The sequence below is a fragment of the Synechococcus sp. CS-1332 genome, assembly GCF_025127995.1.
In the GTDB taxonomy this organism is placed as follows: Bacteria; Cyanobacteriota; Cyanobacteriia; order PCC-6307; family Cyanobiaceae; genus Cyanobium.
This window is the reverse complement of the sequence record NZ_JAHLYP010000009.1, coordinates 43,754-54,661: the sequence shown is the minus strand read 5'-3', so window position 1 is coordinate 54,661 and position 10,908 is coordinate 43,754. Positions and strand designations below refer to the sequence as shown.

Here is a 10,908-nt window from a genome sequence, read left to right as displayed (position 1 = left end):
TGCCGCTGCCGCTGGCGCTCGGCGGCTGGGCCGTGGCCCTGGGCACCCCCCTGCTGCTGGCCCTTCGCCTGCGGGGCCGGCGCGCTTGGCCCCTGGCGGTGGCGATCGGCTGGCTGCTGCCCGGTGTGGCCATGACCTGGAGCATCCAGCAGGACGCCGGTGTGTTCACTTATCTGTGGTGGGCCGTCGGCGGCCTGCTGCTGGTGGCCTGGGGCGTGATGGATGGCCGCTCCGAGCGGGTCAACATCGGCGCCGCCCTGATCGCCATCGACGTGATGACGTTCTACGTGTCCCAGGTGATGGACAGCCTGGGCCGCTCCGCCAGCCTGATCGGCCTGGGGGTGCTGTTCCTCGGCGGCGGCTGGGGGCTGGAGCTACTGCGCCGCCGGTTCGTGGCCCGCGCCCTTGGCCGGGCGACCCCATGAGTCTCATGCTGCGGAAGGGACTGCTGCTGGCCCTGCTGCAGGGCGGCCTTTTGCTCAGCCTGGGGGGCCAGCTGCTGCTGGATCGGGCCACCCGGCCGCGGGGCTGGATCCTGACCCAGCCGGTGGATCCCCACCTGCCGATCCGGGGGCGTTACGTGAACCTGGGCCTGCTGGTGCCCGCCCCCGACAGGGCTGACGGCCAGGACATGCCCTGGTCGGGAGGGCGGGTGGTGCTGCGCTCCGAGGCCGGGCTGGTGCGGGCAACGCTGACCACCGATGCCACTCCCCGCTCCCAGAGCCTTGCGGCGACTCCGCAAGGCGAACTCTGGCGCCTGGAGCCATCGGTGGCCTTCTTCATCCCGCCCCGGGTGGCAGATCCCTCCCGCCGCCCGCCGGGCGAGCAACTGTGGGTGGAGGTGACCCTGCCGGCGCAGGGTCCGCCGCGGCCGATCCGGCTGGGGGTGAAGCGGGGCGCAGGGCCGATCACCCCCCTGGAGACTCGATGAAGCGACCCAGGGCGCCGGCCGCGATGGCGCGGTCGGGGCAACAGCTGGACGTGGAGTCATTGTCCCCATTTCTGCCCGCCTAGCCTCCGCCCATGGCCACCGCCCCGCCCCTGGAGTTCCTGCCCCCCCGCCTCGATGGCCGGGTGCTGGCGGTGGGCAGGATCGTGCTGCCGCTCTGGCTGCGCTGGCGCTGTCGGATCGACACGGTCGAGGTGGATGGCATGGCGTCGCTCTTGGAAGCGATGCGCTCCTTCCAGGCCAGGGAGAGCCGGCTGCTGCTCGCCTTCCGCCACCCCAGCCTCGACGACCCCCTGAGCATGGCTCAGTTGCTGTGGGTGGAACTGGCCAGGGCCGGTCGACGGCAAGGCCTGCCTTTCGATCCGGCGCCCACCGGCCAGTTCCTGTTCGACCGCGGCATCCCCCTCTGGGCCGGGGCGGGGATGGGCTGGCTGTTCACCCACCTGGGGGGCGGCTCGATCCAGCGGAGCAAGCTCGATCTGCCGGCCTTGCGCACGGCCCGGCGCCTGCTGCTGGACGGCCCCCACCCCTTCGCCCTAGCGCCGGAAGGGGCCACCAATGGCCACAACGAGTTGCTCAGCCCCCTGGAGCCCGGCACCGCCCAGCTCGCCTTCTGGACGGCGGCCGACCTGGCCGACGCCGGTCGCCACGAGCGCATGGACCTGCTGCCGATCGGCCTGCAGTACAGCTACATATCCCCGATCTGGGGGGCGATCGAGGCCCTGCTCTGCCGACTGGAGGAGGGGGCGGGACTGGGCCCCGATCCCAGCCACGACCTGGCCTCCTCCCGGCTGCTGGAGCGGCTGGTCCGCCTCGGGGAACGCATGCTTGAGCAGATGGAGGCCTTCTACCGCGACAAGGTGCACCTCTGCTTGCCGGACGGGGACGCCCCAGTGGCGGAGGCCGCCAGCACCCCCTTCGGACCCCGGCTGCAACGATTGATGGATCTGGCCCTGCGGAGGGTGGAGCTGTCCTTCGGGCTGCAACCCAGCGGTAGCCTCACCCACCGCTGCCGGCGCCTGGAGCAGGCCGGCTGGGATCGGCTTTACCCCGCCCAGCCCGCCAACGCCGCGCCCCTGAGCCCCCTGGCCCAGGGGCTGGCCGACCGGCTGGCGGCCGAAACCGAGGCCCAGCTGTGGCACATGCGCGTGGTGGAGTCCTTCGTTGCCGTCAGCGGCAGTTATGTGCGGGAGCGGCCCAGCCAGGAGCGCTTCGCCGACACGCTGCTGCTGCTCTGGGACACCCAGTGCCGGATCCAGGGCCAGACCGCCAACCAGCGCCCACGGCTGGGCCGGCTGCGGGCACGGATCAGCATCGACGCGCCGATCGTGGTGGACGAACGGATGGCGGACTATCGCCGTGATCGCCGCCAGGCCGTGCAGGCGCTCACCGAGGAGCTGGCCCTCCGGCTGCAGCGGCTGATCGTGCCCTCGGCCCTGGGATGAGGCCTCAGCTGGCGGCGAGGCGCGCCACGTAAGCATCCAGCGAGCCGACGTTGATCCAGCCGGTGGCGATGGTCTTGGTGTGGCTCTGGCTGATGCGGCCCCTGTGAACGTGGGACAGGCCGGCGGGGAAGATCGCCAGCTTCCCCTTGACGGCCTCCACGTGGTGGTCCTGCCAGTGGAATTCGGTGCCGCCGTCCGGCACCGTGTTGAGGTAGAGAATCCAGGCCAGCACCCGGCGGATGGGCTCGGTGGCCTCATCGCCGGTGTTCCAGTCGCAGTGCCAGCTGTAGAACCCCTCCCCGGGCGCATAGCGCTGCAGGTTGAAGATCGGGTTGACGAACAGGGAACGCTCCGGACAGCAGGAGAGGAACAGGGGGCGCTCGGCCAGGTAGCGCTTCAGACCAGCGGAAACCCCGCGCATGATCACGTCCGCCAGGCCCTGGGCCTCGGGGTCGGTGCGATCGAGCCACACCAGGCTGATGTCGGTGGAGATCTTGCCGGGATCGCCTGCCCCCCCTGCCGCGCCGGGATCGCCTTCGCTGCCGAAGGAGAAGGCGACACCGCGGCGCTGCAGGTCGCTGCGACGATCGAAAAAGGCCATCGCCGCATCGGCCAGGGCCACGTAGCCGGGATCCTCGAAGCTGCCGATCAGCCGCATCCTCGCCCGGGATCTTGCTGGAAGGCAACCTAGAACCCCGACACAGCAAGCCTCCGCTGGGACTGCGGCAGGAGCCCGCCTCAGCCGCTTTCGGACTGCCAAGGCACCGCCATCAGGGCCTCCAGCGGCTGCCAGCGACTGCGATCGGCCGTCGCCAGGGCGCTGAGGCCAACAGCCTGCAGGGCCGCCGCCACCCGCTCAGGATCAAGCGACCCAGCTGGGCCTCCGTCGGCCTCGAGGCCCGCATCGAGGGGAAGCAGCAGCACCTGCTGCTCAGCTGGATCGGCCATGACCCGCAGGTTCAGCCCGGCCAGCTCCCGCTCGAAGAACAGCCGCCGCATCCGGGCGGTGAGCGCAGGACCCAGGGCCGCCGCGAAGGCCTCCAGGGCCCGGGGCTCGCCGGAGCAACCACAGCTGAGGGCCAGCCAGATCAGCAGTTTGGCCCAGCTCTCCGTCGTCCACAGGGGCGGGAAGCTCTCCCGATGGCCGCGCACCAGCTCGCCGATGGCGAAGTCGAACAGGGTGCCCTGCAGGGAGGCCGCCGATGGCAGGGGTTCCTGATCCATCCCTCCATCCTGACGACCAGGCGGCAAACTGCAGAAGCAACGTCCGTCCCTGGAGACGCCCGATGGCCCTCGATCTGAACGATCCTGAGCTCGAGTTCGCCGATCTCGTCACCGCCTATCAGAGCTGGGTGATGGCCGTGATCAACGATGAAAAGCTGGGGGGGGACAAACTCCTCACCGACGACATCACCGATGACGCCCTGAACGCGATGCGCTTCCTGCCGGATGTGGTGACCAGCGCGATCGAAACCACCCTGGCGCGGGTCTACGACGTGGACCCCGACGAACTCGCCGAGCTGCTCTATCCCGAGGACTGATGGGCGGCGGGGGGTCAGGGGTGCCCGCAGCAGCGAACACCCCTAGCCTCACGGTGTGATTCCCCTCTGCCGCCGCTCCCCCACCCCACCCGCTCAGGGCAGACGGCCCCTGACCTTCAAGCTGTTCGCCGCCGGGCTTGCCATTCCGTTGTTGACCTCGGTGTGGGGCTGCCGAAGTCAGCGCCTGCAGCCCATGCTGCGCCCCCTCGAGGGCACCCTGTACATCGCCGTCGGGGTCAGCGAGGAGGCCCTGGACACCGAACTGCAGAAGGAAATCCGGGAACGCACGGCCCTGCTTCAGTCCTCGTTCCGCACCCTGCAGCCGCGGGTCCGGCTCCAGGTGGAAACCTTTCCCGAGGAAAGCCTGCGCAATGAACTCGTCGTCCGCAACCGGACGGGCCTGAGCCCCGACCTGATGCTGGTGAACGAGTCCACGGCCCAGGAGCTGGCCCGGGAACGGCTCATCAGCACCGTGTCCTTCCCGGCCGTGGTGCTGAATCAGCTGGATGCGGGCTCCGTGGTGCGCGTGCGACGCACGGATGGAACCCTGACCGGCCTCCCCCTGGAGCTGCAGCCCCTTGTGGCCTGCTTCGATCGGCGCCGCGTCAGGCGCAGCCCCGCCACCCTCACCGAGCTCCTGGCGTTGAGCGCCAAGGGGATGGAGGTGGGGCTATCCCTCGATGCGGTGAATCTGGCCTGGACCCTGGGCCCGCTTGGGGCGATCGACGCCGTGGGCAACCTGCTGGCCGGCGCGCCGGCGACCCCGCTGATGCGGACCAGCCTGAATGGCTGGCTGCAATGGTTGCGTGCGGCGGACCTGCAACAGCACGTCACCGTTTACCCCACCGAAACGGAAATGCTGAAGGAGCTGATGGTGGGGACCCTCGACTGGATTCCCTGCCGCAGCATCAACCTCACCCGGCTCCGGTCGCGCCTGGGCAGGAACCTGGGGGTGTCTCCCCTGCCCTCCGGCCCATTCGGCGCCGCCAGCCCGATCACCCGGGAGCGGGTGCTCGCCTTCGGGGTCAACTCCAGTCCGGGCCAGCGCCAGCTGGCCATGGCCCTGGCCCGGTTCGCCATCAGTCCGCTACACCAGCGAGACATGGTCCTGCGCAACCAGTACGTGCTGCCGGTGAACCGGGAGGTGGCGCCGCCGGTGCGAAGTTCCTCCGTGGTGGCCGCCATGGTGGATGGGCGCCAACAATCGATGCGGCGCTCGACGATCCGCCTGGTGGGGAAGACCAGCAAGAGCCAGAGGGACGCCTGGCAGGCGCTGCTCACCCGCTTCCTCTTTGATGACCTGAGCCAGCAGGACACCCTCAAGGGCCTGATCGACCTCCTGGGTGGCGAGAGGTCCCGATGAACATTCTGCTGCTGGAGATCCTCGGCTGGTTCGGCTACCTGCAACGCATCGAGGTGCGCGTCCAGCTGATCCTGCTGCTGCTCGTGTTCCTCGGCCAGGGGCCATTGGGCCGGCGGCTGGCCCCGCGGTTTCCCCCGGCAGGGCGGCCGCAGCTGGTGATCCCCAGTCTGCTGGGCCTGCTGTCGCTGGCCCTGGGGTTTGGCGGCCAACCGTACGGGCTGCTCCTGATGGGGCTGCTCCTCTACCTGGGCTGGCTGGGACTGGGCGGGGCGCGCCTGCTGCTGGGCCGCTTCATCCAGCCCCAGCAGGTGCAGTTGCTCGAAACGCGCCTGATCCGTCCGGCCTACCTGTTGACCTCCGCCTTGCTGGTGATCCGGGTGTTCGACAACCCCCAGGATCTGGCCCTGATCCCCATCGGCGAATGGTTCGGCTCGGAAGTGACCGTGGGCAGCTTTTTGCTGGCGGTGGTGATCCTGTACGTGCTGGCCATGGGCACGGGACCGCCGGCCCAGGGGATGGCCTGGCTGGTGCAGCGCAGCGTGGGCATCAGCAACGGCAGCCGCCGCGCCCTGGCCCTGATGATTCGTTATGCGGCGGTGGCCTTCGGGATCGTCTGGGCCCTCGATCATGTGGGCTTCAACCGCACCGCGATCCTGGCGGTGGCCGGTGGCCTCTCGGTGGGCCTGGGATTCGGCATCAAGGAAGTCTTCTCCAATTTCGTCAGTGGCCTCTGGCTCCTGTTCGAAGGATCGGTACGGCCCGGGGAGGTGCTGTTCATTGACGGTGATCCGTGCGAGGTACGCAGCCTCGGCCTGCGGGCCGCCGTGCTCTGGCGCGACCGGGATAATGCCGAACTGGTGATCCCGAACCAGACGTTCTTCACCAGCACCACCGTGACCTACACGGGCAGCGACACGCTGCGGCGCAGTCAGGTGCTGGTGGGTGCGGCCTATCACCATGATCCCATCGAAGTGATCGACCTGCTGGAAGCCACGGCCCGCAGCCAGAGCCGCATTCTTCCAAACCCGGCACCGAAAGGCCTGCTGCTCCGCTATGGGGATTCCTCCATCGACTATGCCCTGCGCTTCTGGATCGCCAATCCCATGGATAACGTCTCCATCTGCAGCGAAGTCCAGGCCGGCATCTGGCGCGCCTTCCGGGACCGAGGCATCGAGATCCCCTTCCCCCAGCAAGTCCAGTATCAGGTGGAGGGACCACCGAAGGGCTGACGCCTGAGGGTCAATGCCGAGCTCCCGATTAGCCTGCTGAGCCGGATTGCGTTCGCTCCAGCCATGGCCATCCATCGGCCGCCGGAGCACAGCGGGTGACCACAGAGCAGCCGCAATGCATAGGGCCAGAAGGCAGGGAGAGCCGAACCTGGCCCGACTGGCGATCGCGGGCCCGAGTTGTACAATTTCGCTCAATACCCACCGCCATTGCATCATGCTCAAAGGTGCCGATCTGCTCGCCAAGGTGAAAGAGCTGGGGGACGCTTCGAAATCGGATCTGGTCCGCAGCTGCGGCTACGTGAGCACCAAGAAGGACGGCAATGAGCGCTTGAACTTCACGGCTTTTTACGAAGCCCTTCTCGACGCCAAGGGCATCAACCTCGGTGATGGCGTGGGCAAGGCGGCCACCAAGGCCGGCCGCAAGCTCGGCTATACCGCCAAGGTCCAGTTCAACGGCAACCTGCTGGTGGGCAAGGCCTACACCGCCATGCTGGGCCTCGAGCCGGGCGACGAATTCGAGATCAAGTTGGGTCGCAAGGCGATTCGCCTCGTGCCGGTGGGCGGCTCCGACGACGACGAGTGAGCCGATGCGGAACCGCTGCAGCGCCTGTGACGAAATGTGCAGGCCTGCGCTGTAGCCGTTGCTGCTGATCTAGAAAGATTTTGCGGGGCCGGGAGATTGATCAACTCCCCAAAGCTTTCGCAAAGTACCCCCCTTGGGCCCGCCCCGAGGGGGGTACGCATGTTTGGGGCAAGGGATGGTCGCCATGTGCTTTGGAATGCACATGAACCGGCTTCTCGTCAATCTATCTGCAACTTTCTGTTACGTTGAGGGCTGATGCGTGGTTCTACCCATGCCCTACCCCTCATCCCATTCAGCAGCAGCCCCGCACCCCGGCGGCTTCGTTCAGCTGAACAGCCGCCAGGGCGGTACCTACCAGGTGATCAGCATCGACGAAGACACCGACAGCTGCTGGGTGCGGCGCTGGCCCCTGACCCGCCACGGATCCCCAGCCTTCTCGGTGACCCTGACGGACCTCCGCCCCCTCCAGGCGACAGGCCGCTGAACCCTTTCCCCTTGCCCTGCACCGAAGCACGCCAATGATCCCGATGGGTTTCGTCGTCACCTCCCGGCTGGTCTGCCGGGCTGGCCGCCTGGTCCTGCTGGCGGCCTGCCTCGCCCTGGTCTGCGAGGCCCTGGTCCACACACCCTCCTGACGCCAGAGGGCCCCAGGCAAGCTGGGTACCCTGGGCCGATGGCGGTGGACATGACGGAGGGATCGACCCTGGTGGAACTGCTGCAGCTGCCTTTCATGCAGCGGGCGCTGCTGGGCGGCCTGCTGAGTGGCGCCCTCGGCGGCGTTCTGGGCAGTTTCGCGGTGCTGCGCCAGCTCTCCTTCTTCAGTGATGCCCTGGGCCATTCCGCCCTGCTCGGCATCACGCTCGGCATCCTGCTGGGCATCGATCCCACCCTGGTGCTGATCCCCTTTGCGGTGCTGTTCGCCCTGATGACGAACCAGCTGGTGCAACGCAGCCGTCTGCCGGCGGATGCCCTGCTGAACATCGTTTACTCCTCCTCGCTGGCCATGGCCGTGGTGGCCCTGAGCCTGCTGCGGGTCTACAAGGGCGGTATCCAGCAGCTCCTCTTCGGCGACATCCTGGGGGTCACCTGGCTCGACCTCACCCTCATCGGGGTCCTGCTTGTCGTCACCACCGGCTACCTCGCCCTCACCCGCCGCGACCAGGTGCTGCTCACCCTCGACGAACCCCTTGCCCGCTCCCGGGGGGTCGCCGTCTCCCTGCACCGGCTGCTGTTCCTGATCCTGCTGGCCGTGGTGGTGGCCATTTCCGTCAAGGCGGTGGGGGTGCTGCTGATCAGCGCCTTCGTGGTCATCCCCGCCTGCGCCTCGCGGCTGGTGAGCCGCCGCTTCGACAGCTATGTGGCCCTGGCCGCTGGCCTGGGGGCGGCCTGCGCCGTGCTGGGCCTGCTGCTCTCCGCCGCCTTCGCCCTGCCGTCGGGCCCGAGCGTGGTGATCGCCCAGCTGGTGGGCTTCCTCACCGCCCTGGCGGTGGCCCCATTCCGGGGCGGTCCAGCGGTCTCCTAGGCGGAGATCGCCTGGCCAAGGTGGCCGGTCTTGACCCAGATCAGGCAGCCGCGGCCACTGAATGGCGCATGGCGGCTGCCGGGCGGATTGCGCAGCCAGGTTCCCGCTGGATAGGCAGCCTGCTCGTCTTCGAACACCCCGTCGAGAACGAAGATCTCCTCGCCCCAGGGATGGGCGTGGAGAGGGAAGCGGGTGTCTGGCTGCCAACGCACCAGGGCCACCTGTTCAGTCCCGAAGCCGTGCAGGGGCAGCACGCTCAGTCCAGCGACCAGGCCAGGCACGAAGGGGGATCTTCGAGTGTCGATCACGACCCGTGTCTGGTCGGCGGGATCCATCTGCCGCAGTTTCACCAGGATGGTGCAGCCCGCCGCACTGAAGGGGGCATGGGCGGAGCCGACCGGGTTGCGCACGTAGGTGCCCGGGCCATAGTCGCCGTGCTCATCGGAGAAGACACCCTCAAGCACGAGGAACTCTTCACCGCCGCCGTGTTGATGGGGGGAAAAGTGGCTCCCGGGGGCGTAGCGGACGAGAGAGGTGGCCCGGGCGACCTCGCCGCCATCGCGATCCAGCAGGCGCCGCTCCACCCCAGGCAGGGGCGAGGACTGCCAGGGCAGGGCAGCGCTGTTGACGACGGCCCGGCGGGCCAGGTCGGCATGAACGCGGGTGGGGGCAGGCTTCACAGCTGGGCGGGCGAATCGTGGAGCAGGGCGCGCAGACGGATCAGGCCCTGGCGGGATCGGGTCTTGACGGTGCCGAGGGGCAGCTGAAGCAGGGCTCCGATCGCGGACTGGCTCAGGCCCTCGTAATAGGCCATCTCCAGCACCTGCCGCTGGTTGGCGGGGATGGCGTCGAGGGCCTGCCGAACCCGTTGCGCCAGTTCATCCGCCTCCGCGTTTTCATGGGGTGTGGGCACGGCAGCAGGAAACAACTGCTCCGACCAGCGTTGCATCAGCTCCCAGCGATTCTTGCGCTGGCTGATGCGGTTGAGCGCCATCGAACGCGTCAGCAACAACAGGTAGGCCAGGACCGGTCCCCTGGACGGGTCGTAGCGATCCTGCTGCCAGAAGCGGAGGAACACGTCGTGGGTGAGGTCCTCCGCCTCCTGGCTCGAGCGGCACAACCGCATGGCCAGTCGATAGACGGGGCCACCGCAGCTGTCGTAGAGCGCGCCCAGGCCCTGGGACCTGGCCTGCTGTTCCCGCCGGTGGGTCCCCAAGCCTGTGCGGCCCGTGGCATCCGCGTCGGGGGGGGTCACGGCCAAGGTGGCAAGGGGGCGGGGGCGGTAGGAAGTAGTACCGACGTGGGCCCGGATCGGATCGGCCAGCGCCAGCGACTGGCGAAAACTCCAGCCAGCACCAGGGCCGACCCGGCCAGGCTGGGCCCCTGGAGGGATTCCCCCAGCAGGACGGCCGCACTCAGCAGGGCCACCAGCAGCGAAAGGGAGCTCCACAGGGAGACCTGCGCCACAGGGAGGTGTCGATAGGCGAGCCGCAGGGCCAGTTCCCGGCCCAGGGGCAGGCTGAGGGCATAGAGCCCGATCACCCCCACCACCCACCAGAGCTGCAACAGCAGGAAATGGTGGGGACCGAACAGCACCAGGGCGATCACGCCGAAGATCAGGGCCGACACCAGGTTGGTCACACCGACGCTGACGGCCAGGGGCCAGCTGCGAAGGGCGATCAGGCGACCGCTCACGGAGGCAGCCCCGTAGGCCAATATCCCCACCAGGGCCCAGGCGAGGCCGACCGACTGATCCATCCTGCCGGCGGCCATCGCCGTGGCGGCCGCCGGCAGCAGCAGACCGGCGGCAATCAGCACCAGACTGATCGAGAAGCTCCGCGGCAGGGCCTCAGCCAGCACCCAGCGGGCCAGCAGGGCCGAGGCCGGCAACACGAGGGCAAAGAGCAGCGTCTGGCTGATGACCGAGAGCGACTCCAGGGCGAGGTAGTAGGCGACAGGGCCCAGAAACAGCCCCAGAAAGGCATCGCCGGCCAGCAGGCGCCGATCGCCAGGTCCCAGAGCGGCCAGATCCGCCCTCAGGGTCCGCCGACCCGGCAGCAGAGCCGCCAGCCCCACCGCCAGCTGGGCCAGAAAGAACAGGTTGCAGAAGCTGATCGGATTCTCCCCCCGCACAGGATGCAGCGCCCCGAAGACCTGCAGGCCCTTGAGCACGGTGGCATCGAGCCCCCGCAACAGCACGTACGCCAGCAGCGGCAGAAAGCCCCTGCTCCCCATCGGCAACGGGGCCGATCCGATCGGTGACGTCATCAGTAGAG

General features: G+C 68.6%; 14 protein-coding genes. 9 read left to right on the top strand and 5 right to left on the bottom strand.

The features are described from left to right. The 3 genes from KQ305_RS01610 to KQ305_RS01600 all read left to right on the top strand — a co-directional run. Window positions 1–425, top strand: a 425-nt coding sequence (locus KQ305_RS01610) for a hypothetical protein (protein ID WP_259723706.1), incomplete at its 5' end; no start/stop codon positions are given. Continuing rightward, window positions 422–931, top strand: a complete 510-nt coding sequence (locus KQ305_RS01605) for a hypothetical protein (RefSeq protein ID WP_259723705.1) — start codon at window positions 422–424, stop codon at window positions 929–931. The genes KQ305_RS01610 and KQ305_RS01605, both read left to right, overlap by 4 nt. A gap of 92 nt (window positions 932–1,023) precedes the next feature. Continuing rightward, window positions 1,024–2,394: a 1-acyl-sn-glycerol-3-phosphate acyltransferase gene (locus tag KQ305_RS01600; protein ID WP_259723704.1), complete on the top strand. Its 1,371-nt coding sequence runs from the start codon at window positions 1,024–1,026 to the stop codon at window positions 2,392–2,394. 4 nt (window positions 2,395–2,398) lie between these two features. Here the strand turns inward: KQ305_RS01600 and KQ305_RS01595 are convergent, their stop codons facing one another. Both KQ305_RS01595 and KQ305_RS01590 read right to left on the bottom strand, forming a co-directional pair. Next, complete coding sequence (locus tag KQ305_RS01595; RefSeq protein WP_259723703.1) at window positions 2,399–3,052, bottom strand: 2OG-Fe(II) oxygenase; 654 nt, start codon at window positions 3,050–3,052, stop codon at window positions 2,399–2,401. 80 nt (window positions 3,053–3,132) lie between these two features. Further along, on the bottom strand, window positions 3,133–3,618 hold the full coding sequence (locus KQ305_RS01590) for a protein phosphatase (RefSeq protein WP_259723702.1): 486 nt from the start codon (window positions 3,616–3,618) through the stop codon (window positions 3,133–3,135). Between the two features lie 62 nt (window positions 3,619–3,680). On the opposite strand from KQ305_RS01590, the gene KQ305_RS01585 reads away from it, so the two are divergent. The 6 genes from KQ305_RS01585 to KQ305_RS01560 all read left to right on the top strand — a co-directional run bounded on the left by KQ305_RS01585 (window position 3,681) and on the right by KQ305_RS01560 (window position 8,632). After that, on the top strand, window positions 3,681–3,935 hold the full coding sequence (locus KQ305_RS01585) for a hypothetical protein (RefSeq protein ID WP_216900756.1): 255 nt from the start codon (window positions 3,681–3,683) through the stop codon (window positions 3,933–3,935). Between the two features lie 193 nt (window positions 3,936–4,128). Continuing rightward, window positions 4,129–5,298, top strand: coding sequence for an extracellular solute-binding protein (locus KQ305_RS01580; RefSeq protein WP_259723701.1), 1,170 nt, complete (start codon window positions 4,129–4,131; stop codon window positions 5,296–5,298). Further along, a complete protein-coding gene (locus tag KQ305_RS01575; protein WP_259723700.1) occupies window positions 5,295–6,527 on the top strand; it encodes a mechanosensitive ion channel family protein in 1,233 nt (410 codons plus the stop codon). The genes KQ305_RS01580 and KQ305_RS01575 overlap by 4 nt, the downstream gene beginning before the upstream one ends. Before the next feature lie 214 nt (window positions 6,528–6,741). After that, the gene (locus tag KQ305_RS01570) at window positions 6,742–7,110 is read left to right on the top strand and encodes an AbrB family transcriptional regulator (protein ID WP_015110192.1); all 369 of its coding nucleotides are present in this window, start codon (window positions 6,742–6,744) and stop codon (window positions 7,108–7,110) included. Between the two features lie 271 nt (window positions 7,111–7,381). Beyond that, window positions 7,382–7,594: a hypothetical protein gene (locus KQ305_RS01565; RefSeq protein WP_259723699.1), complete on the top strand. Its 213-nt coding sequence runs from the start codon at window positions 7,382–7,384 to the stop codon at window positions 7,592–7,594. 201 nt (window positions 7,595–7,795) lie between these two features. Next, window positions 7,796–8,632, top strand: coding sequence for a metal ABC transporter permease (locus KQ305_RS01560; RefSeq protein WP_259723698.1), 837 nt, complete (start codon window positions 7,796–7,798; stop codon window positions 8,630–8,632). Here the strand turns inward: KQ305_RS01560 and KQ305_RS01555 are convergent. The 3 genes from KQ305_RS01555 to KQ305_RS01545 are packed head-to-tail and all read right to left on the bottom strand — an operon-like array spanning window position 8,629 to window position 10,900. Then, entirely contained in the window at window positions 8,629–9,312 is a 684-nt protein-coding gene (locus KQ305_RS01555; RefSeq protein WP_259723697.1) for a cupin domain-containing protein, read from the bottom strand. The two genes, KQ305_RS01560 and KQ305_RS01555, sit on opposite strands and share 4 nt — an antisense overlap. Beyond that, window positions 9,309–9,887: a sigma-70 family RNA polymerase sigma factor gene (locus KQ305_RS01550; RefSeq protein ID WP_259723696.1), complete on the bottom strand. Its 579-nt coding sequence runs from the start codon at window positions 9,885–9,887 to the stop codon at window positions 9,309–9,311. Before KQ305_RS01550 ends, KQ305_RS01555 begins: the two co-directional genes overlap by 4 nt. Then, window positions 9,884–10,900 (bottom strand): hypothetical protein, encoded by a 1,017-nt coding sequence (locus KQ305_RS01545; RefSeq protein WP_259723695.1) that lies wholly within the window; start codon window positions 10,898–10,900, stop codon window positions 9,884–9,886. Before KQ305_RS01545 ends, KQ305_RS01550 begins: the two co-directional genes overlap by 4 nt. Window positions 10,901–10,908 lie beyond the last annotated feature (8 nt).